This is a genomic window from Chitinophaga sp. G7 BAM 1005 (genome assembly GCF_057126945.1).
The window spans coordinates 4,174,228-4,199,249 of the sequence record NZ_CP181478.1 but is presented as its reverse complement, the minus strand read 5'-3'; the positions used below and the strand labels follow the sequence as shown (position 1 = coordinate 4,199,249).

The following is a 25,022-nucleotide window of genomic DNA, read 5'->3' as shown; positions in this document are numbered from 1 at the left end:
CCTCTTGTATATTGCTGCTTTTAATCGCAGTCAATGCACAAGCCCAAACACCAGGAGGAACGCAGTTACCTACTGCAACACCTGTACCTTTGCCATCCGCTTATACCAACCCGGTTATCAACTACGTCCGTACCTGGGAACCCGCATTGCCAACTACTGATACTGCTTATGTAGCGTCAGCCAGCCGGTCGGTTGCTGAAGTGAGGCAAACAACAGCCTACGTAGATGGACTTGGCAGACCATTACAAACCGTGTCAAAAGCAATGAGCTTTGGGGGTAATGATATCGTATCTCCCGTAGTTTATGATCAATTTGGAAGAGAACAAACTAAATATTTGCCCTATGTTCCGCAAGGCGTGAAAGATGGCAAGTTTAAAACAGATCCATTTAACGCGCAGAAGAGCTTCTATCAGACACAAATGCCTGGCGCCAGTGGGGAAAGTGTGTATTATAGTCGTGTTGATTATGAAGCATCGCCTTTGAACCGGGTGCTGAAAACCTATGCCCCTGGCAATAGCTGGGCAAAAAACGACCCTTCAACAGTGGAAAGAGGAGGGAATCATCCGGTGGAAAGCCAATACCTGATAAATGCGGCGACAGATTCAGTGCGTATATGGGACTTTGCTGCCGGGGCCATCATTCCTACCAGTGTAGCAGGACGCATATATGCAGCCGGGCAGTTATTTAAAAATATATCAATCGACGAAGCCAGGAACCAGGTAGTGGAGTATAAGGATAAGGAAGGAAGGGTTCTTCTTAAGAAAGTACAATTGGGTACAAACCCAGGTACTGGCCATATGGGGTGGCTATGTACCTATTACGCCTATGATGACCTGGGTAACCTGCGTTTCGTAATCCCTCCAAAAGCAGTGGAAGCCATTATCAGTAACTGGACAATCAGCACTGCTATTGCAGCTGAACTCTGTTTTATATATCGCTATGACGGACGTAACCGTATGATCGTTAAAAAGGTGCCTGGCGCTGACTCCACAGAAATGGTCTATGATGTACGCGACAGGCTGGCCTTCTCCCGGGATGGCAATATGAAGGGCAAAAGCTGGCTGGTTACTTTTTATGATGGATTGAACCGGCCTACGATGACTGCTCTTTACAATGTTGCCACCGACCGGGCCACATTGCAGGGATCTATGAATAGCGCAACCAGCAATACGCAAAATCTGTCCTATAATTTTCCAGGAACAGCGGACCTCGTATTGGCATCTCATAATGGAAGCGCTACTTACGTGGCCACCAACAGTATTACACTTACAGATGGTTTTGACACCGGAACGGGGGGAGAAGTGATCGCTGAAATCAATGCCACAGCCAGTAATGGGACGGCCAATGTTACTGTTACTAATCCGCTACCAAACATACCCACCAGTGCATTAACATTTCTTACTTACACCTTTTACGAGAGTTATGGATTTGCCGGTAAGCAAAATTACGCCAGTACAGATATTGCTAAACCGCAAGCCGGCAGCAATTTAAATGCAGAAGCGCTACCTGCCGTTGCCAGCACTATGATAAAAGGGCTGGTTACGGGGACCAAAGTAAGGGTGCTGGGCACCGATCAATGGCTGACAACCACCAACTATTACAACGACAAAGGCCGGCTGATCCAGACTTTATCTGATAACCTGAGCGGAGGACAAGATGTGGCCACTAACCTGTATGATTTTAACGGAAAGCTGTTAAGCACCTATCTCCGTCACAGAAATCAACGCAGCGGCACTATCCCTCAAACCGAGGTATTAACTATGTTGGCATATGATGCCGGTGGTCGCCTGCTTAATATCAAAAAACGACTGAACAATGATGTAAACCTTGAAAGAACTGTAGCCACAAATGAGTATGATGAACTTGGCCAGCTAAAGAAAAAGCGTTTAGGTATAAACGGAGCCGGCGCTCCGCTGGAAACCTTAAATTACGACTATAATATCCGTGGCTGGCTGAAGGGAATTAACAAAGATTTTATTCCTGCAGCTGGTAGTACTACAAACTGGTTTGGGCAGGAGCTGAGTTATGACTACGGTTTCACCACGTCTCAATTCAATGGAAACATTGCAGGAGCGAAATGGAAAAGCCGTAGTAATGGAATTGCACGCGCTTATGGATATGGTTATGATAGGGGCAATCGCCTGACAGGAGCGCAGTTTACCCAACAGAATACGGGCAGTACGAATTGGACTGATAATGTGGCAAATTTCACCGTAAGCGGACTGTCATATGATGCCAACGGCAATATCCTGTACATGAACCAGAAAGGACTGAATGGCGCCGTAGTGCAAACCATTGACAGCTTAAAGTATGGTTATCTTGCAGGTAGTAATAAAATATCATTCGTAACAGATAGAAAGAATAACACGCAAAGCCAGTTGGGTGACTTCAAGGAGATCAATAATAATGAAACAGCCGATTATACTTATGATGTCAATGGCAATCTTACAAAAGACGCCAATAAAAATATAGCCGCTATTCGTTATAACCATCTCAATTTGCCGGATAGCATAGCTATCACAGGTAAGGGCCTCATTAAATATCAATACGATGCGGCTGGGAATAAACTAAGAAAGATAGTTGTAGATAATACTCTTACCCCGGCCAAAACTACCACGACGGATTATATCAACGGACTTGTTTACCAGAATGATACCCTGCAGTTTTTAGCTCATGAGGAAGGGCGGGTGCGTGCCGTTTTTGAATCAGGCCAACCACCTGCATTTGCATACGATTACTTCGTAAAGGATCATCTCGGAAATGTACGGATGGTGTTGACAGAGCAAACAGATTTATCAATGTACGCAGCAACAATGGAAACATCGGCAGCTGCAACGGAAACGGCCTTGTTCAGTAATATTGATAACACCCGTTCAGCTAAACCGGCGGGATATCCATCAGATGAGAGCGCAGGTACTAATGCCTCCGTGTCGAAATTGACCACTGCCAATGGCGGTAAAAAAATAGGGCCCTCCCTTGTACTGCGTGTTATGGCTGGAGATACGATCCAGATCGGTGCAAAAGCCTTCTACAAATCCACAGGACCTCAGAATAAGAATAATCCATCGGCGCCTGCTGAAAGTATGCTGGCAGATCTGATACAGGTATTTAATGGTGGCGCTACTGCTGACGGCACTCACGGTATAGCATCTTCTGAACAGACAACGCCGTTTAACAGCAGTTTTTACAACAATGATTACCAGCGGCTGAAGGAAAAGGAACCTGATCAGCAGAACACTGACAGACCCAAAGCATACCTTAATTTTGTTTTGTTCGATGATCAGTTTAAATTAGTAGACGGGAACAGCGGAGTTAAACAGGTAAAAGCAGAACCGGACCAATTACAGACATTGGCCCAGGATAAAATGGTGATGGAGAAGAGTGGCTTTCTGTATGTTTACACAAGTAATGAAAGCCCGCAGGAGGTGTTCTTTGATAATGTAATGGTGGCGCAGGCGAGTGGCCCGTTGTTGGAGGAGACGCATTATTATCCGTTTGGATTGACGATGGCGGGGATTAGTTCGAATGCATTGAAGGGAACACAATACTCAAAGAATAGGAAAGGGTTTAACGGGGTAGAGCATACAACAGATTTGGATCTGAATCAGTATGATGCGTTTTACAGAAATCTAGATCCACAGATAGGTAGATGGTGGGAGATTGACCCTAAAACAGATATTTTTGAGGATTACAGCCCTTATAGCCATGTTCTTAATAATCCAATTGGATTGAGTGATCCATTTGGTGATGATACAGTGCATGTGAGCGATTTACCCAAAGTTTGGAATGAATTTAATACTAATACTGATGTAGTAAGATTAAATGGAATAGACGTTTCACCTACAAAGGTTACCACTGGTTGGGATGAGTATGGATATGGATTGACCTTTGGGATTGGGTATAAAGCAGGACCTTCCAGAAGTCCCATGGAAGAATATTTTGGAGGCCAACGGCAGAGGGGAGGGCACGTTGTTAACCGGGCAGGTTATATAACGTCTGATTTGGCTACTAGATATATTGCAGGGATGCCTCCTGATTATGTCGATGTGGGAGGGGTTAACCTTGGCAAGAATTTATGGAAAATTAGAAATGTGTTGGGAACGATCAAGGCTATGAAATTTTCTAAAATAGGAAGAACAATAGTCGAGTCTGGTGATGCAATAAAGGTTTTGGATAAATTGGGCCCTTCAGCAAGAAAAAGTGTTGAAGAAGCACTGGAGCTAATTCGACATGGGAAGGCGGGAGGAAATCAACACATTTTAACGGGAAATTTAAAAGGTTTTAACGCGATTGATGTTAAAGGGAGTGGAAGAGGTAGAGGGGCGCTTCGTATAGTTTTTCAATCCACTGAAGATGAAATATTTATTCACAGTATACAAGATTATCATTAACTAATAATATGAGCATTAAACAACTTAAAATAAATGTGAATGAGCCAGTTTCTAAGTGGCATGATTTATTAATGAATAATAATTATTTTAATGACTTTATTTTGTTTGAAAATAACCAAGATAAGTTAATTTGGTTTATAACAAACTATACTCAATATTTGATTCGAAAGGGCGCTAACGAGGTTGTTCCATTATACGGAAATGCCATTAATAATTTAAAGACTTTTATTTATCAGGTGAATTTAAGCTTGCCAGTAAGTTACCAGTTGGGCCCAAGATTGGATGCACTTTATGACCTGTTGCTAAATTTTGAAACAGAGCCAGAGGGGAGATTTATTATTTGGAATGATTCAAGTTATTTGTTCAATAATAATAAAGTTGATTTTGAAAGTATTTTTGAAAGATTAATAGTAGCCGCATATTGTAATAGGAATGGCATTTCAACTATAAAGGAAGATGGAACACGTTATAAAGTCGATCAAAGAAATATATTCATTTTTAATGATAATAAGTTAAAAGACATAAGGGATTTATTGGATAAAGAATATTTTATTCCATCTATAATAGACGAGCAATATCAATTAGATAAGATTATGGACTTTAATTTAATTGAATTAATTGGAGTATAGAGGCAGAAAAGCCGCAGATATTTTCCTGCGGCTTTTCCTTCAATCCCTCCTCACCCCTTCCCAACCGGGTCCTGCCTGAATATCTTCACCAGCATCCCATACAACTCCGGGTGCTTCTCCGCCAGCAAATCCGGCCGCTCAAAAAAGTACTCCGATATCACCGCAAAAAACTCCGCTTCATTCATGGCGCCATAAGGATTAATATCCGTATGCCCGTCTGAGATCTGTTGAATCGTTTGATGCACCAGTTTCATCCACGGGATGCTGTAGCTATGATCCAGTAATTTACTGGGGAAGCCATCTATGGAGCCGTCGGTTTTATCGAGGAGGTGTACAAATTCATGAATGGCGGTATTGTTTTTATCGGTTACATTGGAGAACCCTTCCCGCAGGGCGGAGCGGGAGAGGATCATTTGTCCGTTCAGTGTGCCGGTGCCTACCATGCCGAGGATGTTACGGCGATTGCCTTCATACTGGTAGGTTTCGTCGAAGGTATCGGGGTAAAGGATTACGTTGGTAAGATTGAAATATTCCCAGTCTTTGAATCCAAAGATGGGGATGATGGCGCTGGCGGCTACCAGCACGCGGTCCAGCGGTGCTACTTCGGTGCCTACGCCTTCTATGCTGGTTCTTTTGAGGAAGCGTTGCAGCATGAATTCAAAGCGCGTTTTTTCTGCGGGTTGCAGCTGCCGGTAGTAGCGTACATGTTCTTCTAACAACGATTGGTACCCTTCCGGTACCGCCGTTTTCTTCCCTTTCCTGCGACTGTACATATTCTGGAAGTACAGGAACAGGATAAGACCTATCATTATCAATCCGAATAAAACCATGTCTGTAGTTATTTTCTGTATGCTTTAAACTCTGAGCCTTTCTTCCATGCAGGGAAACTGCTTTCATTGCTGAGGTGATAGCCCACGTCGAATAAGAGGCGGATATCTTCTACCATGCCGTCCATGTTCCAGGTGGCGGCGTCAAATTTATCGGCGGGGGAGTGGTAACGCAAACGGTTATACGCAGCGGTCTGTTCTTTTCCCCAGCCGGCTTCATGCCCTATGGCGTCATTACCCGGACCGATATACAATCCCGGCACACCCTTTTTTGCAAAGTTGAAATGGTCGGAGCGGAAAAACCAGCCCCCTTCAGGATTGGCTTCAGGAACGGTAATACGGCCTTGCTTTTGAGCGGCGCGCAGCGCGTATTCATCCAGTTCGGATTGGCCGAAGCCAATAACAGTGATATCACGGGTACGGCCAAACGTATTGAGTACATCAAGATTGATATCTGCTACGGTTTTCTCCATCGGGAACACGGGATGTGCGGCGTAGTATTCCGATCCCAGCAGCCCTTGTTCCTCGCCGGTAACGGAAAGGAACAGGAGGGTGCGGGCCGGTGGCTGCGGCAGCTTAGTGAAGGCGGTAGCCAGTTCCAGCAGTCCTGCGGTGCCGGTGGCATTGTCTACGGCGCCGTTGTATATGGAGTCTCCTTTAACGGGCTCGCCTATACCAAAATGATCCCAGTGGGCCGAATATACTACGCATTCCTGCGGACGTTTAGCGCCCGGTAGTATTGCCAGCACATTATGGGAAGTAGATTTTTTGATAGTATTATTTATAACGAGAGAGGTGTTTAAGCGGAGGTCTACTGGCTTGAAACCTTTTGTCCTGGCTTGCTGCATAATATCGGGCGATACGCCGGCCAGCTGGAAAATCTTTTTGGCAGCGTCCAGTGTGATCCATCCTTCCAGTGCGGTACGAGGCATATTATTATTAGCGGTTTGCAGGTGCAGCTTGGAGTTGGACCAGCCACTGCGCACTACCTTCCACGGATAGCTGGCGGCGGCAGTTTCATGAATGATGATCACGCCGGTGGCGCCCTGCCGCGATGCCTCTTCAAATTTATAGGTCCAGCGGCCGTAGTAGCTCATGATGCGGCCTTTAAACAGGGTGCTGTCGGCGAAGCCGGGGTCGTTGATCATGACGATCACGGTTTTGCCTTTTACATCCAGCCCCTTATAATCGTTCCAGTTATATTCAGGCGCTACAATGCCATAGCCGGCAAACACCAGTTCACTGGTGGGGATGGTTACCTGCTCCTGTACGCGGCGGGTGGCGGCTACAAAGTCTTCGAGGTACTGCAGCGATACTTCGCCGCTGGCGCCTTTTATGACCAGGTTGCCGGCGGGTTTGGAACCGATAGACACCATCGGCACTTCCTGGAAATAGCTGTTGCCATTGCCAGGCTTTAATCCCAGCTGCTTAAATTGTGCAGCCAGGTATTGAATGGAACTGTCTTCTCCACGGGTAAAGGGTTTACGGCCCTCAAAAGCGTCGGATGCAAGTACGCTGATGTGCCGGGCGAAATCTGCCGGGTTAATGGCTTTGATGGCCGTTGAATCCTGCGCTTTCAGCCCAATACCGGGTAAAAGCGCTGTGAGGGCCAGTATGATAGGTGCTTTCAATATTTTACGGTTTATTCAGGGCAAAAATTAGCAGACTTAAGCTAGAATTCCAAAAAAATAGGTATGGTGATAATATGCGGATATTTTTTAAATATCGGTGGAAGATGGGTTTTTTCGGTTAAAATCTGCGCAGTATTGATTAATTACAGCAGCGTGCTATCGGGCCTCTCCGGCTATTTTTGTTGACATAAAAAAGATAGGAAAAATGGCAGCAATTAACTGGCAAGGCGTATTTCCCGCACTGCTCACCCCTTTTACTGCGGATGATCATATTGATTATGAGATGTTCGACAAAAACCTGCAGGCACAGATCGATGCAGGCGTTAATGGTATTATCCTTGGCGGCTCGCTGGGAGAAGCCAGTAGTTTACTGAACGAAGAAAAGTATGCGCTCGTGAAGCATGCAGTGGCTTTTCTGGCCGGTAAGGTACCGGTAGTTATGAATATTGCGGAACAAACTACTACAGCGGCCATCGCCTGCGCTAAAGCCGCAGAAGAAGCCGGTGCAGCAGGCCTCATGCTCCTGCCTCCCATGCGCTATAAGGCAGACGACCGCGAAACAGTGGCTTACTTCCTCGCCATTGCGGGCAGCACTTCTTTACCGATTATGATCTACAACAACCCGGTGGATTATAAAATTCTCGTAACGCTGGATATGTTTGAAGAATTGTCGAAAGCGCCAAACATCCAGGCAGTGAAAGAATCTACCCGCGATACCACCAACGTAACCCGCATGATCAACCGCTTTGGTGATCGTTTCAGTATCCTCTGCGGCGTAGATACGCTCGCGCTGGAATGTATGCTGATAGGCGCCAATGGCTGGGTAGCCGGACTGGTAGATGCTTTCCCGCAGGAAACAGTAGCCATTTACCGCCTCGCCAAAGCAGGCCGTATTGCGGAAGCACTGGCTATTTACCGCTGGTTTATGCCATTGCTGGAACTGGATATCGTTCCTAAACTGGTACAATATATTAAACTGGCGGCTACCGCTACCGGTATCGGCAGCACAAATGTACGGGCGCCACGACTGATACCGCAAGGCGCCGAACTGGCCCACGCAGAGAAAGTAATTGCAACAGCACTGGCGGCACGCCCGCAACTACCGGATTATTTAAAACTCCCTGCATGATAACAGGCAAAAATATCATAGGCTTCGCGGCGGCGGCAACGGGAACGGATACACTTCGTGCATACGATCCCGTTAGCAACGCCATGCTGCCGGAAATATTCGTCACCGCAACAACGGAGGAAGTAAACCTGGCGGTTTTAAAAGCCGCCGCGGCCTTCAAAACATACCGCCACACTTCCCCGGAACAACGGGCAGTATTCCTCGAAGCCATCGCCACAGAAATACTCGCCATCGGCGATCCGCTGCTGGAAAGAACGGTAGCGGAATCCGGACTTCCCCTGGCCCGCATCACCGGCGAACGTATGCGCACGGTTAACCAACTCCGCCTGTTTGCAGCAGTGCTGCGGGAAGGCTCCTGGGTGGAAGCTATTATCGACCCCGCCCAGCCGGAACGTACCCCGCTACCGCGGGCGGATATACGAAAAATGCTGGTGCCGCTGGGCCCCGTGCTGGTATTTCCTGCCAGCAATTTCCCGCTGGCATTTTCTACTGCCGGAGGCGATACGGCCTCCGCACTGGCTGCAGGCAACCCCGTTATAGTAAAGGCGCATGAATCACATTTAGGCGCCAACGAACTGGTGGCTACTGCCATTCAAAAGGCCGCCCAATCCTGCGGTATGCCCGATGGCGTGTTCTCCAGCCTGAACGGCGCCGGCGCTTTATTGGGACAGCAACTCGTAAAGCATCCCGGCATTAAAGCTATTGGCTTCACAGGCTCCTTCAAAGCAGGCATGGCTATCTTTGATGCAGTAAACCAAAGGGCGGAACCCATCCCCGTGTATGCGGAAATGGGCAGCATTAACCCGGTATTGCTGTTACCCGGCAAACTGGCCGCATCAGCGCAGCAAACGGCGCAACAATATGCGCAATCCATCACGCTGGGTACAGGGCAGTTCTGCACCAACCCCGGCCTGCTGATAGCTTTGGCCGGCGAGGCTACGGAGCAATTTGCGGCGGCATTGCAAAAAGAGATGGCTGCTATCAACGCAGGAACCATGCTCAACCCCGGTATCTGTTATCACTATTATGAAAACAGGGATCAGTTGTCGCGCCGCAAAGGAGTGCAAACACTCTATGCCGGTCCGAAGGAAAAGGAAGCTACCAAAGGATCGCCTGCGCTCTACCGCGTAGATGCAACGGATTTTATAGCCAGTGAGGAACTGCAACAGGAAGTGTTTGGACCCGCGTCCCTGCTGGTAGTGTGTAAAGATGATGCGGAACTGTTAAACTTGTTGTTACATTTACATGGCCAGTTAACAGGTACGGTGATGGCTACAGATACCGACCTGGAAACCTACGCAGATGCAGTGGAAGCACTGTGTCAGAAAACAGGCCGGGTTATTTTGAATAATGTGCCTACCGGTGTGGAACCTGGCTACGCTATGCATCACGGAGGCCCTTTCCCCGCTACCACGGATATACGAAGTACCTCTGTGGGCGCATCGGCGATCATACGTTTTGCAAGACCGCTATGCTTCCAGGACTGGCCACAGCACCTGCTTCCGGATGCGCTGAAAGATGAGAACCCAATAGGCATCTGGCGGAAAATAGATGGTCAGCTGACAAGGGACACCGTTAGTCGTTAAAATATTAAATGCTTATGTCGACCAAAACTTTTTTTTGTATAGATGCGCATACCTGCGGCAACCCGGTTCGACTGGTGGCCGGCGGCGGCCCGGTGCTGAAGGGAAACAACATGATGGAGAAACGCCTGCATTTCCTGCAGGAGTTCGACTGGATCCGTAAGGGGCTCATGTTTGAGCCCCGCGGCCATGATATGATGAGCGGCAGCATCCTGTACCCGCCCACTGATGAAGCGAACGATACCGGCGTATTATATATTGAAACCAGCGGCTGCCTGCCAATGTGCGGTCATGGTACCATCGGTACCGTAACTATCGCCATTGAACAGGGGCTTATTATTCCAAAGGTCCCCGGCCAGCTGCGACTGGAAACACCAGCCGGACTGGTACTGGTGAGCTATGTAAAGGAAGGGAAGAAAGTGAAATCCGTAAAGCTCACCAACGTGAAATCTTTTCTCGCTGCGGAAAACCTGGAAGTGATGTGCCCCGATCTCGGGTTGCTGAAAGTAGATGTAGCTTACGGTGGTAACTTCTACGCAATAGTAGATCCGCAGGAAAACTTCAAAGGACTGGAAAATCATACGGCCGATCAACTGGTATCCTGGAGCCGCGAATTACGGAAAGGACTAAACGAAAATTATTCTTTTGTACATCCGGAAAATGAACATATCAAAGGACTAAGCCATATCCTGTGGACAGGCGCCACTATCAGCCCGGAGGCAACGGCGCGTAACGCCGTGTTTTACGGCGATAAAGCCATCGACCGCTCCCCCTGCGGCACCGGTACCTCCGCAAGGATGGCACAGTGGCACGCCAAAGGAAAGCTGAAAGCAGGCGACCGCTTCATCCATGAAAGCATCATCGGCTCACAATTCACCGGCACCATTGAGGCCGAAACCACCATCGGCGGGAAACCCGCTATTGTACCGGGTATTGAAGGCTGGGCAATGGTAACCGGCTATAACACTATTATACTGGACGACGACGACCCGTATGTACACGGATTCCAGGTGATCTAACTTATTAAAACATGAAAGCAATCGTCATCGGTGGTGGAATTATCGGCCTTTGTACCGCTTACTATCTGAACGAAAGCGGTTGGGAAGTAACCGTACTGGATAAAGGAGATTTCAGTAACAACTGCTCCTATGGAAACATGGGCATGATTGTTCCCAGTCATTTTGTACCACTGGCCGCACCGGGCATCATCTCACAGGGAATCCGGTGGATGTTTAGCAGCAAAAGCCCCTTTTATGTAAAACCTTCGCTGAATAAACAACTCATCGGCTGGGGACTCAAATTCATGAAAAGCGCTACCGCAAAGCATGTGGAAGCCTCCGCGCTGCCCTTGCGGGATATCAATTTACTCAGCCGCTCGTTGTATACGTCGCTGGCGCAACAGCCCGGGTTTAACTTCGGACTGGAGCGCAAAGGCATCATCATGTACTATAAAACAGCGGCGGTGGCGGAAGAAGAAGCACACCTCGCCGCCCAGGCCAATACAATGGGACTGGACGCTGCAGTACTGGATAAAGCCGCATTACAGGCGCTGGAACCACAGCTACAGCTGGATGTATTAGGCGGCGTACACTATCGCTGCGATAGCCATCTCTATCCCAACGACCTGATGCAGCAACTGAAACAATACCTGGAACAAAAACAGGTGAAGTTCCTGCCACAGCGCGAAGTAACAAAGATCAAAACCAGCGGCAATAAAGTAACAGCCGTAATAACCGGGGAGGAAACGCATTCCGCAGATGTATTTGTACTGGCAACCGGCTCCTGGAGCCCTGCTGTAGCACATCTGGCTGGTGAACGCCTCCCCATGATGCCGGGCAAAGGCTATTCAGTTACCCTGGAAGCCCCGTCCGTGAATTTAAATATCCCCGCAATCCTTTGCGAAGCACGGGTGGCACTAACGCCAATGGGTAATCGTTTGCGTTATGGCGGTACAATGGAAATAGCGCCGGTGAACGACCAGGTAAATATGAACCGTGTAGCCGGAATCGTGGATTCAGTGAACCGTTATTTCACCAATCTCCCTATACAAATACCAGACAAAAAACAGGTATGGAGCGGTTGCCGCCCCTGTTCACCGGATGGCCTGCCCTATATCGGTTATGCACCCACCCACACCAATTTGCTGATGGGTACTGGTCATGCTATGATGGGCCTCAGCCTGGGACCCGCTACCGGTAAGCTGTTGGCGGAACTGGCCAATGGTTCCGATACCAGTATGGATATTGCTGCATTTTCTCCCGCAAGATATCGTTAGCTAACAGCTAATAGTTATATTTGTTCCATGCAAACAGATATCGGTAAAAAAGCAGCAGGCGAAAAAGCTGCTGAATATATTAAGCCTGGTATGATCGTTGGTTTAGGTACAGGCAGCACAGCGTATTATACTATTCTGCGTATAGGCGAGTTAGTTAGATCGGGACTTGATATAAAGGCGGTGGCTACTTCCGCTCAGTCGGAGCAGCTGGCCATAGCGCAACAGATTCCCCTGGTGGATTTTGAACAGATTGGGAAGATAGATATTGATATAGATGGGGCAGATGAAGCCGATGCGCAGCTGCAACTGATCAAAGGCGGCGGCGGCGCATTGCTGCGGGAAAAAATTATTGCGGCAGCATCCAAAGAAATGCTGGTGGTGATAGACGAGAGTAAATTCGTGAAACACCTGGGCAAATTTCCTTTGCCGGTAGAAGTAACCACCTTTGGATGGGAGCTTACCTTCAAACTACTGGCGGCGCTGGGAGCGCATCCCGTTTTACGTTTAAAAGATAACAACCGTTTTGTAACGGACAATGGCAACTATATCCTCGATTGTCATTATCAGAAAATACATAATGCGGCAGCGCTGCATACACAGCTGAATAATATTCCCGGCGTAGTGGAAAATGGATTATTTCTCCACTACGCTACCCGGTTGATCATCGGTAATGCCGATGGCTCTGTCAGGGAAATTACGCATCCCTATCAAGCAAAGACGTCTTTTTAGTATCCCGCGAAGTGGCGTATACCAGCAGCGAAGTAAAGATGCAGATGGTTACATACCAATAGTACAGCGGTTCGTACCCGATCTTTTTAAAATAAAGCGCAATAGGTTCTGCGGTGCCGCCAAAAAGCGCCACCGTAATGGCATAGGGGAATCCAACACCCAGTGCCCGCACTTCTGCGGGGAACATTTCCGCTTTTACCACGGCATTGATGGAGGTATAACCGCTTACAATCAGCAGCGCCATTAAAATAAGCCAGAAGGCCGTCCATTCGGAGGCAGCATGACTGATGCCCGTTAAGATTGGAACGGTAAATACTGTCCCTAACACACCAAACCCGATCAGCAAAGGCTTCCGGCCATAGATGTCTGAAATCCAGCCAAAGAGCGGTTGCAGAATGGCGAAGATGAGCATGAGGAAGAAGGTGAGGGTAGTGGCATGTTCTATGGTCAGATGCACGGTATTTACCAGGAACTTCTGCATGTAAGTGGTATAGGTATAGAAGGCCAGCGTGCCGCCCATTGTTAATCCCACTACCGTCATCACGGCCCTGGGATGCTTTTTAAACAACAGCTTCAGGGAACCTTTATCTTTTGTTGCTTTTATTTTTTCGAAAGAAGTGGATTCCTGCATATGCCGGCGCAGGTAGAGCGCAAAAAATGCCAGCGCAGCGCCAATCACAAACGGGATACGCCATCCCCATTCGTGCAGCTGGGCGGGTGTAAGGAATATCTTCTGCAGCAGCATCTGTACACCAAGTGCCACCAGCTGCCCGCCTATCAGCGTTACATACTGAAAACTGGAATAAAAACCCCGCAGGTCTCTCGTAGCCACCTCGCTGAGGTAGGTGGCGGAAGTGCCGTATTCGCCGCCTACACTGAGCCCCTGTAACAGGCGCGCTATCAGCAGCAGCGCGGGCGCCGCCAGGCCAATGCTGTTATAGGAGGGCGTAAATGCAATGAGCAGGGAACCCAGCGACATCAGGAGTACCGACAGCGTCATGGAGGCTTTACGCCCCTGTTTGTCGGCAATGCGGCCAAACATCCAGCCGCCGATGGGCCGCATCAGGAAACCCACCGCAAATATGGCTGCTGTATTGAGTAACTGGGCGGTGTAACTGCCCTTCGGAAAGAAGACAGGCGCAAAATAGAGTGAAAACGTGGCGTAAATGTACCAATCATACCATTCTACAAGATTACCGGCAGAACCGGTTAATATGGCTTTAATTCGCCATGCGTCAGGATGTTTCATATAGAATGCGAAAATATATTTTAATATGGAATTATGAGCCAGCAGGCCATAGTGGCGAAGAAAAAGTTTAAAATAAATTAGGGTTGTATTCAGGAAATCACCTATCTTCGTACCGCTTCTTAAGGATAATGTATTTCAATTCTGTTGGTAGATCACCTCTTCACATTCAGCTTTTTCTTACAGTCTTTCTTCTAGTTGCCCAGGTAGCCGCCTGCTGTAATAATGGCGAGAACACGTTCACAATTAAATATTAAATATAATGCAAACAGGTGTAGTAAAATTTTTTAATGAAGCTAAAGGTTTTGGATTCATTAAAATCGAAGGTTCAGGACAAGAAATTTTTGTTCACGTATCTGGTATCAAAGAAAGCATCGGCGAAAATGACCGCGTAGTTTTTGACGTGGAAGAAGGTAGAAAAGGCCCGAATGCTGTTAACGTAAGACTGGCATAATTTATTTTATAATAGTTCGTTATAAACCGCGCTGGCTTTGCCAGGGCGGTTTTTTTATGCATGAAATTCCACGCGCTGTTCATTTTGTTCAGTCTCTTCTTCGTGGCTCTCCGGCCAGCCTGTTTTCGTAATTTTAAGGAAACAGATTTATCAAACAATGGCAAAACAAACAGGGATCGTCCTTTTTACCGGTAAGCTGGAAAACCAGGTAGGTTACCGGAGAAATGGAATTTACTTTATCCGCGCAATGGCGCAATCAGTGCGGCAAACCGGCGCTACCAGGCAGTCTGCCCGGGAGTTCGGCATTGCCAGCACAAAGGCGAAGCTGATCCGGCATGCCATTGGCCCGCTGCTGGATATTACGCCGGACGATACCTGCGTGAACCGCCTCAACAAAGCACTGATCCGGGCCGGGAAAAACGGCCTGCAGGAGCTGCAGGGCTTCCGGTTCAACAGGCATACCGCGGTGGAACGGTTTTTTAGCAGGCAACCGGTACTAACACCCGCCGGAACCTGGAATATTCCTGCACAGGAGCTGCTTCCCCAGGGCAATGCCACACACCTCCATATCACCGCTATTGCCGTCCGCATCAGCTTTATGCAACGGCGCATCATCAGCAGCCGCGCAAAGGTGGTCACCATCGATTTAAGTAAGCCCTTTCATGGCGCAGCACTGGATACACGCCTCAGTGGCCACGGCACATTGCTGCACGTATTACAAATAAATACATCCGCTAACAAGGCTAACCTGGCCAGCCGCCGCTTCACTGCCGCCGATATCATGCACGTGGTACCCGCCCTAACCGGGAAAATAAAAACCGCCGGAACCCCTACTGGCAGTACGTTTCCCGATCAAGTCCACGTCCCCTCCACGTGAACTCCACCTTCTCTCCATGTAATCCCCAACTCCACTGTATTTCCTATCCCATCGCCAGGTAATATCCCTGTAATAGCCATGTTATATCCAACTCCCGCAATAATGGCCTCCATCTCTGACTGAAATAATCAAATCAGACAAATCAGTATAATCAGCGTAATCAGTGTTCCAGGACAATTTAAAAGCGCCGAAGGCGCTGCACATCCCCGTTCCGGGAAACAAAAAACCGCTCCACAAGGGAACGGTTCCTTTATACAAGAAGCTAAAAAACGGGTTATCTTAAAGCTCTGTAAACATATGTCAGGAGTTGCAAAGATAACCGGCCAGCCGGATTTCCCGGTTTTATTTAAGGCCAGTCGGCTAAAACCCGCAACCAATCGCGTTTTTTTATTTGTATTACAATTTAGTTTAAATTATCATGTTCCTGCACTGCCGGCAGGAATGTAGTATCAGCAGCGCCTTTATATGCCACTGCTGCCATAGCGCATTTACGCCTTTTCCTGTAGCCACACCTTTTGTATGGGCGTATGCGCCGCTGCAATCACTTCTCCATACAAATCGGGCCGGCGCCCACCGGCTCCCGTGCGTTTATTTCGTGTAAGCGTAGCCGTTACTACGTCATTGTCCGGTTTCCGGCATTCTGCAATCACATCACCAAACGGATATACAGCTGTTTTCGCCACTTTTTCTGTATATTCGCCCTTTCAATTTAACAGCAAATGCCCCAACCGGATAATACAAATACTATCTTTCACCTGGCGGCAGATTTCATAAATCATACACACCGTCATATTTTCCTTACCGGTAAAGCCGGTACAGGGAAAACTACGTTCCTGAAGTATATCAAAGAACATACGCGTAAAAACACGGTAGTAGTAGCGCCTACAGGAGTAGCCGCTATCAACGCCGGTGGTGTTACTATGCACTCTTTTTTTCAGTTGCCCTTCGGACCTTTTATCCCCGGCACTAAAAGAGGGTTTGGAATGGATGAAATCAGCAGTACAGATAAACACGGCCTGTTCCGCAATATTCGTTTTACCAACGATAAAAAAGTATTGCTGCAGGAAATGGAACTACTCATCATCGATGAGGTAAGTATGGTGCGCTGCGATATGCTGGATGCTATCGACGTTATCCTCCGCCATTTCCGCAATAAACCACTGCTGCCTTTCGGCGGCGTACAGGTATTGTTTATCGGGGATCTGTACCAGCTCCCGCCCGTGGTGCCGGATGCGGAATGGCGCATGCTCTCCGAATATTACAACAGCACCTTTTTCTTTGCAGCCAAAGTAATAGAACAGGCGCCGCCACTGTATATTGAACTGAAGAAAATTTACCGGCAAAATGAACAGCACTTTATTGATGTGCTGAACCGGATCCGCAATAATGAAGTACTGCACGAAGACCTGCAGTTGCTGAATGAACATTATCAGCCGAATTTTAAGGGAGAAGATGAAGAGTACATCGTACTCACTACCCATAACCGGAAGGCCGATGAAATCAATGCCAGGCGCCTGGCAGATATGCCCGGAAAAGTATATCGCTTTGAAGGAAAGATAGAAGGGGATTTCAGCGACAAGGCCCTGCCTACAGAACTGTTGCTGCAACTAAAGGTAGGCGCACAGGTAATGTTCCTCAAAAACGACCTGGCGCAACCCCGCCGTTACTACAACGGCAAAATCGCTACCGTAAAGGAAATCAACGACGAGGAAATTATGTTGGTGCTCGCAGGCTCCCATGAAGAACTTAAACTGGGAAAGGAAACCTGGCGAAACATCCGCTATTCCTATAACCAGGACGAGAACAGCATCGAAGAAGAAGAAATAGGCAGCTTTACCCAGTTCCCGGTACGCCTCGCATGGGCCATCACCATCCACAAAAGCCAGGGCCTTACCTTTGAACGCGCCATCATCGACGCAGGATACGCCTTCGCACCCGGACAGGTATACGTGGCACTGAGCCGCTGTACCTCACTGGATGGATTGGTACTGCATTCCCGCATCGGGCACGGCAGCATCAGAACAGACCGCCAGGTAATTGAATTTGCAGAAAAAGAGAACGAAGCCAATGAACTGGTAGTGCTGCTGGAAATGGAAAAGAAGAAGTTCCAGGCCACGTCCCTGCTGCAACTGTTCGACTGGTACCGTATGCAGGCTACCATCCGCAGCCACGCCGTATGGATCCAGGATAAAAAACTCCCCGACTTCGACGCCTCCATTAAACTAAGCCGCTCCCTGTCTGCCAAAGCAGAACAGCAACAGGAAGTAGCCGCCAGGTTTGTGACACAGCTACACCAACTGCTGGATACCGCCGTGCAAACAGGGGAAATGGAACAGTTAAAACAACGGGTAAATAAAGCTATCGGCTATTTTACCCAAAGCATTTATGAAGATCTCATCCAGCCTTTGCAAACACACATCGCTGATGTAAAAAAAGCAAAGTCGAAAAAATATCTCCTCCAGCTCATGGCCCTCGAAGCCGATTGCTGGAACAAACTGCGGCACGTTTGGGAAGTATCCTACGCCGACCTGGACTTCACCACCGGCTTAAAAGACTACACCAAACTCAGAGATGCGGATGCCGCTGCTGCCGCCGCTCCTGTTACCGCTGCTAAGGAAAAAGCCGCCAAAGGCAAAGTAGAAAAGGGCAGCAGCCGTCGCGGTACACTGGAACTATATCTCGCCGGTAAATCTATCCCCGACATTGCCACGGCGCGCCAGCTCGCCGTCAGCACCATTGAAAGCCACCTGGCCCAATGCGTGGAAGCCGGTGAAATGGACATCAACCGTTTTGTTACAGAAGGCACCATGCGCCTTATCCTCAGGCATATTGGCGAATTAGGCGCCACCGCCGCAGGCCCTATCAAGGAAAGAGTAGGCGATGCCGCTACCTTCGCGGAAATCCGCGTGGTACAATGGTATCTCAAAAAGAAACAGGAAGAACAGATCATGAACGATTAGCGCGCCTTCGGCGCTTTTAAATTGTCTTGGAGCAGGATTACGCTGATTATAATGATTTATCAGATTTGATCATATTTGATTTTTAAGGATTAAGGGAGATAAAAGGGAGATATTCGCTTATATCTCCCTTAATCATTTAAAAAATCCCAAAAAATAAAATCAAGGTAATCAGTATAATCAGCGTAATCCTGCTCCAAGACAATTTAAAAGCGCCGAAGGCGCGCAACAGGACAGACCGGGTTGCCAACCTCCAAACACTGCTTTAATTTGGATCAGTGAAAAATAAGCCAGTAACCGGTAAAAAAGAGGGAGGATTACTGTCGCATTGCCCGCTAAATTTGCGGGTCAGCAATGATCATTTAAATTACTTTACCCGTGAAAGTAGCATTATTTATACCATGTTATATTGACCAGTTCTACCCGCAGGTAGGCATTGCCACCCTGCAGCTGCTGCAGAAACTGGGTTGTGAAGTGGAATACCCCCAGGGGCAAACCTGCTGCGGTCAGCCAATGGCCAACTCAGGATACGAACATCTTACGCACCAGTGCAATAGCCTGTTCATTAAAAACTTTGCTGACTACGACTATATTGTAGGCCCCTCCGGTAGCTGCGTATTACACATCAAAGATCATTTGCACGATCCGGCAGCAGAAATAGCGGCCACTCACATACGTGAACGGATCTACGAACTCACGGAATTCCTCACAGATGTACTCAAAGTAGAAAAGCTGAGAGCCCGCTTCCCCTGTAAAGTAGGACTGCACCAGAGCTGTCACGGACAACGGGGCCTCGCCCTCGCACAGATGAGTGAGCTGGTGGCGGCGCCTTTCTCCAAACCGGAGCAGTTGCTGCGCATGGTGGAAGGCGTGGAGCTGGTACCGCTGGACCGGCAGGATGAGTGCTGCGGCTTTGGAGGCACGTTCTGTGTTACCGAAGAAGCAGTATCCGTAAAAATGGGTAAAGATCGTGTAGCCGATCACGTTAAACATGGCGCAGAGGTAATCACCGGAACAGATGTGAGTTGCCTCATGCACATGGAAGGCATTTTACGCCGGCAGCACGCCGGTGTAAAGGTGATGCATATTGCAGAAATTCTCAATCAGAATATCCATGAACAGGCAAACAGCTGATCACGCCACGCTGGCAGATAAGTTCAACGGGGATGAGCCGCGGGTGGACTGGCACGACCAAACCCTCTGGTGGGTACGCGCCAAAAGAGATAAGATGGCCTGGAGCATCCCGGAATGGGAACAGCTGAGAGAAACCGCTTCCGCCATCAAGCTGAACGCCCTGGGCAACCTGCACGATTATCTCGTTCAGTTTGAACAACAGGCAACACAGAATGGCGCCATCGTTCACTGGGCCGCGGACGCAGAGGAGCATAATCAGATCGTGACAGGCATACTGAAAAAACACGGGGTACGTCATCTCGTGAAAAGTAAGTCCATGCTCACGGAAGAATGCCATCTGAACCCTCATCTCATGGCAAATGGCATCGAAGTAATCGATACCGATCTGGGAGAACGGATTGTACAGCTCGCCAAAGAGCCGCCCAGTCATATTGTACTGCCCTGTATTCATAAAAAGAAAGAAGAGATAGGAGAGCTGTTTCACGAACACCTGGGTACGCCCGCGGGGAATGCAGACCCGCAATTCCTGACCGCTGCCGCAAGGCAACACCTGCGGAAGGAATTCCTGCAGGCCAAAGCAGCTATCACCGGCGTGAACTTCGCCGTAGCGGAAACCGGTGAAATGGTGGTGTGCACCAATGAAGGAAACGCCGACATGGGCGCGCACCTGGCAGATGTACATATTGCTTGTATGGGCATCGAAAAAATAATCCCGCAGCGTAAGCACCTGGGCGTGTTCCTGCGCCTTTTGGCCCGTAGTGCTACCGGGCAGCCCATTACCACCTATTCCAGTCATTTCAGACAGCCCCGGCCCGGCCAGGAGCTGCATATTGTACTGGTGGATAATGGCCGTTCCAGGCAGCTGGGGCGGGAAGACTTCCGCAATTCATTGAAATGTATCCGTTGTGGCGCCTGTATGAACACCTGCCCGGTATATCGCCGCAGCGGGGGCCATAGCTATCATACCGCCGTAGCGGGGCCTATTGGCGCTATCCTGGCGCCAAACCTGGATATGAAGGATTATGCCGACCTCCCTTTTGCGTCCACACTATGTGGGTCCTGCTCCAATGTATGCCCCGTGAAAATAGATATTCACCAGCAGCTGTATAAGTGGCGGCAGGTATTGGTAAAGGAAGGCTATACTACGTCCGCAAAAACAGCCGGCATGAAGGCAATGAGCGGCGTATTATCTACGCCCGCTGTTTACCGGACGGCCGGCAAAATGGGTCGATGGGTAATGCGCGCATTTCCCGGTATGGTGAATAACCGCTTAAATCCCTGGTATAAACAAAGAGAGATGCCGGCTCCACCGAAGCAATCCTTCTCCCAGTGGTACGAAAAAAATAAAAAATCATGAGCAGCAGGGACCAGATATTAGCAGCTGTGAAGCAACATCAACCGGAGGCATCCGTATTGCCATCCCTGGAAGGGTTATCCGGTAATATGCCGGGTACGCTGGCCGCCTACCGCAAAGTACTGGAAGGATTAGGTGGCAGTTTGTTTGAGGTAAAAGATGAAAGTGAAATACCTGCATTACTGGCGGCGCATTATCCGCACTTGCAGCGTATTATCAGGGTAGGGGATGAGCAACGTGCATGGATAAACGAAGATCCGCACCTGCTGGAAGATGTGGATATGGCGGTTGTGCCCGGTCAGTGGGGAGTAGCGGAAAACGGCGCCATATGGCTCACAGAAGCCGAAATACCGGTAAGGGTATTGCCTTTCATCTGCCAGCATCTGGCCATTGTACTGCCTGCTGGCAGGCTTCTGCCTACGATGCACGAGGCTTATGAAAAAATCGGTGCGCCGCAAACCGGATTCGGGGTATTTATTGCCGGTCCTTCCAAAACAGCAGATATCGAACAATCGCTGGTGCTGGGCGCACATGGGGCGAAGAGTTTGGTGGTATTTATTACAGCCGGGTAATATCTTTTACGTATATACGGCTATTTTACATAAAAAACGGCCTCACCGGTTACCGGTGAGGTTGAAATCAGAAGCCTTGTTTTCTATTCTATAGGCTTTGTAGATGGCGTTAATTTAAAATTTAACACAAGGCTGTCACCTTTTGAAAGAGTAACCTTCTTTACCGATAGTTCATTGTACATAAATGCTTTTTCCTGTTACAATTGCATTGTCGTCGCCTCCACCCATACGTTTTAGTCTTACGCCCTCAAACTCATTTCCATTCTCTTCCGAATACTGTTTAGTACCCAGTCCTGATTTATACCATGAGCTGCAGGAACATAAAAATAAAAGGAGGGATAGACTTATCAATAGTTTATTCATATTCAATATCTTTAGTTTTTATTGCACTTAGTTACAGGCTCTCTGCAAGCCACCCCAGACCATATCAGCGTAATACTGACTATTGTGTACATAACCTGATTTCTTTACGCCAATTCATCAATCAAAAATGGACTCAAAATTTCAAGGATTAAACATCCTTCATCTTTTTAATAGCACAGCACGTTACAGAATATTTTCGTTATTTTTTAACAATTGAAGCAGTATAATAAATACTTCATTAACTTTGGGGCGGGAAATTAAATAGATCCCCGAAATTGGTATGGTGTTTGTTCAATTGCGTGCGTTGCAAGAACCGAATACAAATAGCGCAGTGATTTTTTTAACCATATTAGCATAGCCATATTTTTAGCAGCTGCGTTAACCAGAAAAATTGAAAGACCATGTTTCATCTATTTAACACTTTAGAGCGGCATCAGAACAAGTCGTTACAGCAAGAGAGCGAGGTGCATCACCACCAATGTAGCATCACTGGTAAGTTTTCTTTAATAGTATGCAAAATGGACAGCATGATTGGCTGATCCGCATTTTTCGTTTATCCGATGAAGTTATTTGTCGCAATGTGCCAACAGGTCAGCGTTTGAGCAGATAGCCCACCGGGAAAATGGTTGCCATAATCGCTTAGTTAAAGCGGTTCGGAAACGCTTTGTATTATTGATCTTTCAGAAAGAGTAGGCCGGTGAAATTTTTTTTAACAGTTTACTTTTTCATAACAGAACTTTTCATTTTTAGTAGTTATCTTGCGCTAACTTTGAAAACCGAAAGAAAGATTGTAATCAATTAATTCTCCGTCCTGTACATTAACTAAGCGCCTCTATGAAAACCTTGAAACTTGCGCGACCTTAGTTAAACAGGCGAGCTTATATTTAATAACCATATCTTATTATTGAACCTATGGTGCGTAATTCATCATGGATTACCCCGTCATGGCTAATTTTATTGTTAGACCTGGGGTGCTCTGTCATCGCAATCAATTTAGCATTTCTCCTGAGACTAAATTTTGATGCATCTGCTATTGTTTTGTATCCATTGGAGAAGATAGCATTACTTACCGGGGCTGTTACGCTCGTGTTATCTTTGCTGCTGCACACTTACAGGGGAATCGTCCGTTTTACAAGCCTCGCAGATATCGGGCGTATTGCAGCATTAAACATCATCAGCTGTGGTATCTATCTGGCCATCGGCTACAGCTATGTGCTGGATCCGGAACAGGCTGTTTTTCCAATGTCTGTGATCCTGATCAATTTCTTTATCAGTTCCTTCCTGTTGTTGTCCTACCGCCTGCTGGTGAAATGGATTTTCAAATATTATAATAATTTCCGCGCGGTGAACAGAACCCGTGCTGCGATTTATTATACAGGACATTCCAGTCTCATGCTGCGGAAAGCTATCAGCGATGATCCGCACTCGGATATCCGTATCACCGCTTTCCTGGCAGACACGAATGCACACGCCGGTAAGTCGCTGGAAGGGCTACCCATTTATGCTTCCCGCAAAGGAGAGCTGTATAAGCTCGTAAAACAGGCAAAGGCAACTTTGTTGCTGATTCCTGAAGATCACCTGGACAGGACACATCTCAATGAACTCGTAGAAGAATGTATTGCATTAAATATACGTGTACAAAAAATCATTCCCGTGAGCCAGTGGACAGAAGGTAACACCGATAGCGGTATCCAGTTAAAGGATATCAACATAGAAGATCTTCTTGAAAGATCTGTTATCAACATCAAAAACATGCAGCTCAGTAAAGAACTGAAAGGAAAGAGTATCCTGGTTACAGGAGCTGCCGGTTCTATTGGTAGTGAAATTGTAAGACAGGTAATAAAGTATGAGCCTTCGGTAGTTATACTCTGTGATAAAGCAGAATCGCCGCTGCACGAACTGGAGCTGGAACTGGCGGAAGCCGCCGGCGGGGTTCCGGTGATTCCTTTTATCGGCAATGTATGCGACCGTGTACGGATGCAGCAACTGTTTGAAATCTATGCGCCGGTGATCGTTTATCATGCCGCTGCTTACAAACATGTGCCCATGATGGAAAAGAATCCTTCCATTGCAGTAGTGAATAATGTACTGGGTACTAAAATAGTGGCGGAACTGGCCGTGGAATACGGCGCTGAGAAATTTGTTATGGTATCTACGGATAAAGCGGTGAACCCTACCAACGTAATGGGCGCTTCCAAACGTATTGCCGAAATCTTCTCCCAGTCGTTCAACAACCACCTGAATGAAAAATACCAGAAAATAGGACCGGTGTATGGTACACCTCCCACACGCTTTATCACTACCCGTTTTGGCAATGTACTGGGCTCAAACGGATCTGTAATTCCACGTTTCAAACAACAGTTGGAAAAAGGTGGTCCGCTAACGGTTACTCATCCGGATATTACACGTTACTTCATGACCATCCCCGAAGCCTGCCAGCTGGTGCTGGAAGCCGGTTCTATGGGACAGGGAGGCGAAATATTCGTGTTTGATATGGGTAAACCCATGAAGATTGCGGAACTGGCGCGTAAAATGATCCGTATGTCCGGCAAAGAACCCGGAAAAGATATACAGATCGTTTTCACAGGGTTGCGCCCCGGGGAAAAACTGTATGAAGAATTACTGAACAATGCCGAGAATACCTTACCCACTTACCACGAAAAAATTATGATTGCCAAAGTACGCGCATCAGATTTTACCGAGGTGAATGAACAAGTGAATCAATTGATAGAATCCGCCAGGAAACATTATCTCACGCCAACCGTGGCGAGGATGAAACAACTGGTACCGGAGTTCATCAGCAAAAATTCTGCTTATGAAGAACTTGATAAGGGAAAGATGATCATCTGATCATCCGGTATTCATTACTAA

The 25,022-nt window shown here is 47.7% G+C and carries 19 protein-coding genes; 14 read left to right on the top strand and 5 right to left on the bottom strand.

What is annotated here, in order from left to right; all coding sequences use genetic code 11:
- Positions 1-11 precede the first annotated feature (11 nt).
- Both ACMXI2_RS16575 and ACMXI2_RS16570 read left to right on the top strand, forming a co-directional pair.
- On the top strand, positions 12-4,391 hold the full coding sequence (locus ACMXI2_RS16575) for a DUF6443 domain-containing protein (protein WP_483777204.1): 4,380 nt from the start codon (positions 12-14) through the stop codon (positions 4,389-4,391).
- Between the two features lie 8 nt (positions 4,392-4,399).
- Positions 4,400-5,020: a barstar family protein gene (locus tag ACMXI2_RS16570; protein ID WP_483777203.1), complete on the top strand. Its 621-nt coding sequence runs from the start codon at positions 4,400-4,402 to the stop codon at positions 5,018-5,020.
- A gap of 50 nt (positions 5,021-5,070) precedes the next feature.
- Here the strand turns inward: ACMXI2_RS16570 and ACMXI2_RS16565 are convergent, their stop codons facing one another.
- Both ACMXI2_RS16565 and ACMXI2_RS16560 read right to left on the bottom strand, forming a co-directional pair.
- The gene (locus ACMXI2_RS16565; RefSeq protein WP_483777202.1) at positions 5,071-5,829 is read right to left on the bottom strand and encodes a M90 family metallopeptidase; all 759 of its coding nucleotides are present in this window, start codon (positions 5,827-5,829) and stop codon (positions 5,071-5,073) included.
- 29 nt (positions 5,830-5,858) lie between these two features.
- Complete coding sequence (locus tag ACMXI2_RS16560) at positions 5,859-7,478, bottom strand: M28 family metallopeptidase (RefSeq protein WP_483777201.1); 1,620 nt, start codon at positions 7,476-7,478, stop codon at positions 5,859-5,861.
- 205 nt (positions 7,479-7,683) lie between these two features.
- Here ACMXI2_RS16560 and ACMXI2_RS16555 point away from each other — a divergent pair, with 205 nt between their 5' ends.
- From ACMXI2_RS16555 to rpiA, 5 genes are read left to right on the top strand one after another with little or no spacing between them, the layout of a single operon-like run.
- Positions 7,684-8,607: a dihydrodipicolinate synthase family protein gene (locus tag ACMXI2_RS16555; protein ID WP_483777200.1), complete on the top strand. Its 924-nt coding sequence runs from the start codon at positions 7,684-7,686 to the stop codon at positions 8,605-8,607.
- The gene (locus ACMXI2_RS16550; RefSeq protein ID WP_483777199.1) at positions 8,604-10,193 is read left to right on the top strand and encodes an aldehyde dehydrogenase (NADP(+)); all 1,590 of its coding nucleotides are present in this window, start codon (positions 8,604-8,606) and stop codon (positions 10,191-10,193) included. Before ACMXI2_RS16555 ends, ACMXI2_RS16550 begins: the two co-directional genes overlap by 4 nt.
- Before the next feature lie 14 nt (positions 10,194-10,207).
- Complete coding sequence (locus ACMXI2_RS16545) at positions 10,208-11,209, top strand: 4-hydroxyproline epimerase (protein WP_483777198.1); 1,002 nt, start codon at positions 10,208-10,210, stop codon at positions 11,207-11,209.
- Between the two features lie 11 nt (positions 11,210-11,220).
- Positions 11,221-12,465: an NAD(P)/FAD-dependent oxidoreductase gene (locus ACMXI2_RS16540; RefSeq protein ID WP_483777197.1), complete on the top strand. Its 1,245-nt coding sequence runs from the start codon at positions 11,221-11,223 to the stop codon at positions 12,463-12,465.
- Positions 12,466-12,492: 27 nt separating this feature from the next.
- The gene (rpiA, locus tag ACMXI2_RS16535) at positions 12,493-13,194 is read left to right on the top strand and encodes a ribose-5-phosphate isomerase RpiA (RefSeq protein WP_483777196.1); all 702 of its coding nucleotides are present in this window, start codon (positions 12,493-12,495) and stop codon (positions 13,192-13,194) included.
- On the opposite strand, the gene ACMXI2_RS16530 is transcribed toward rpiA, so the two are convergent.
- Complete coding sequence (locus ACMXI2_RS16530) at positions 13,160-14,443, bottom strand: MFS transporter (RefSeq protein ID WP_483777195.1); 1,284 nt, start codon at positions 14,441-14,443, stop codon at positions 13,160-13,162. The two genes, rpiA and ACMXI2_RS16530, sit on opposite strands and share 35 nt — an antisense overlap.
- A gap of 259 nt (positions 14,444-14,702) precedes the next feature.
- Here ACMXI2_RS16530 and ACMXI2_RS16525 point away from each other — a divergent pair, with 259 nt between their 5' ends.
- Positions 14,703-14,894, top strand: a complete 192-nt coding sequence (locus tag ACMXI2_RS16525; protein WP_079472790.1) for a cold-shock protein — start codon at positions 14,703-14,705, stop codon at positions 14,892-14,894.
- Between the two features lie 157 nt (positions 14,895-15,051).
- A complete protein-coding gene (locus ACMXI2_RS16520) occupies positions 15,052-15,771 on the top strand; it encodes a hypothetical protein (protein ID WP_483777194.1) in 720 nt (239 codons plus the stop codon).
- A 488-nt stretch (positions 15,772-16,259) separates the two neighbouring features.
- On the opposite strand, the gene ACMXI2_RS16515 is transcribed toward ACMXI2_RS16520, so the two are convergent.
- Positions 16,260-16,454, bottom strand: a complete 195-nt coding sequence (locus tag ACMXI2_RS16515) for a hypothetical protein (protein WP_483777193.1) — start codon at positions 16,452-16,454, stop codon at positions 16,260-16,262.
- A 36-nt stretch (positions 16,455-16,490) separates the two neighbouring features.
- On the opposite strand from ACMXI2_RS16515, the gene ACMXI2_RS16510 reads away from it, so the two are divergent.
- The 4 genes from ACMXI2_RS16510 to ACMXI2_RS16495 all read left to right on the top strand — a co-directional run bounded on the left by ACMXI2_RS16510 (position 16,491) and on the right by ACMXI2_RS16495 (position 21,788).
- Positions 16,491-18,731 carry a helix-turn-helix domain-containing protein gene (locus ACMXI2_RS16510; RefSeq protein WP_483777192.1) on the top strand — a complete coding sequence of 747 codons (2,241 nt, stop codon included), beginning with the start codon at positions 16,491-16,493 and terminating at the stop codon, positions 18,729-18,731.
- A 375-nt stretch (positions 18,732-19,106) separates the two neighbouring features.
- On the top strand, positions 19,107-19,862 hold the full coding sequence (locus tag ACMXI2_RS16505) for a (Fe-S)-binding protein (RefSeq protein ID WP_483777191.1): 756 nt from the start codon (positions 19,107-19,109) through the stop codon (positions 19,860-19,862).
- On the top strand, positions 19,843-21,219 hold the full coding sequence (locus tag ACMXI2_RS16500) for a lactate utilization protein B (RefSeq protein WP_483777190.1): 1,377 nt from the start codon (positions 19,843-19,845) through the stop codon (positions 21,217-21,219). The genes ACMXI2_RS16505 and ACMXI2_RS16500 overlap by 20 nt, the downstream gene beginning before the upstream one ends.
- Positions 21,216-21,788, top strand: coding sequence for a LutC/YkgG family protein (locus ACMXI2_RS16495; protein WP_483777189.1), 573 nt, complete (start codon positions 21,216-21,218; stop codon positions 21,786-21,788). Before ACMXI2_RS16500 ends, ACMXI2_RS16495 begins: the two co-directional genes overlap by 4 nt.
- 171 nt (positions 21,789-21,959) lie before the next feature.
- Here the strand turns inward: ACMXI2_RS16495 and ACMXI2_RS16490 are convergent, their stop codons facing one another.
- On the bottom strand, positions 21,960-22,151 hold the full coding sequence (locus ACMXI2_RS16490) for a hypothetical protein (protein WP_483777188.1): 192 nt from the start codon (positions 22,149-22,151) through the stop codon (positions 21,960-21,962).
- A gap of 1,047 nt (positions 22,152-23,198) precedes the next feature.
- On the opposite strand from ACMXI2_RS16490, the gene ACMXI2_RS16485 reads away from it, so the two are divergent.
- Positions 23,199-25,001, top strand: a complete 1,803-nt coding sequence (locus tag ACMXI2_RS16485) for a polysaccharide biosynthesis protein (protein ID WP_483777187.1) — start codon at positions 23,199-23,201, stop codon at positions 24,999-25,001.
- Positions 25,002-25,022: the final 21 nt, after the last annotated feature.

Coding starts and splice junctions, on each gene's coding strand:
- ACMXI2_RS16510 (WP_483777192.1), top strand. CDS start 16,491: ATGCCCCAACCGGATAATACAAATACTATCTTTCACCTGGCGGCAGAT.
- ACMXI2_RS16550 (WP_483777199.1), top strand. CDS start 8,604: ATGATAACAGGCAAAAATATCATAGGCTTCGCGGCGGCGGCAACGGGA.
- ACMXI2_RS16545 (WP_483777198.1), top strand. CDS start 10,208: ATGTCGACCAAAACTTTTTTTTGTATAGATGCGCATACCTGCGGCAAC.
- ACMXI2_RS16555 (WP_483777200.1), top strand. CDS start 7,684: ATGGCAGCAATTAACTGGCAAGGCGTATTTCCCGCACTGCTCACCCCT.
- ACMXI2_RS16500 (WP_483777190.1), top strand. CDS start 19,843: ATGAACAGGCAAACAGCTGATCACGCCACGCTGGCAGATAAGTTCAAC.
- ACMXI2_RS16530 (WP_483777195.1), bottom strand. CDS start 14,443: ATGAAACATCCTGACGCATGGCGAATTAAAGCCATATTAACCGGTTCT.
- ACMXI2_RS16540 (WP_483777197.1), top strand. CDS start 11,221: ATGAAAGCAATCGTCATCGGTGGTGGAATTATCGGCCTTTGTACCGCT.
- ACMXI2_RS16525 (WP_079472790.1), top strand. CDS start 14,703: ATGCAAACAGGTGTAGTAAAATTTTTTAATGAAGCTAAAGGTTTTGGA.
- ACMXI2_RS16520 (WP_483777194.1), top strand. CDS start 15,052: ATGGCAAAACAAACAGGGATCGTCCTTTTTACCGGTAAGCTGGAAAAC.
- ACMXI2_RS16495 (WP_483777189.1), top strand. CDS start 21,216: ATGAGCAGCAGGGACCAGATATTAGCAGCTGTGAAGCAACATCAACCG.
- ACMXI2_RS16570 (WP_483777203.1), top strand. CDS start 4,400: ATGAGCATTAAACAACTTAAAATAAATGTGAATGAGCCAGTTTCTAAG.
- rpiA (WP_483777196.1), top strand. CDS start 12,493: ATGCAAACAGATATCGGTAAAAAAGCAGCAGGCGAAAAAGCTGCTGAA.
- ACMXI2_RS16565 (WP_483777202.1), bottom strand. CDS start 5,829: ATGATAGGTCTTATCCTGTTCCTGTACTTCCAGAATATGTACAGTCGC.
- ACMXI2_RS16490 (WP_483777188.1), bottom strand. CDS start 22,151: ATGAATAAACTATTGATAAGTCTATCCCTCCTTTTATTTTTATGTTCC.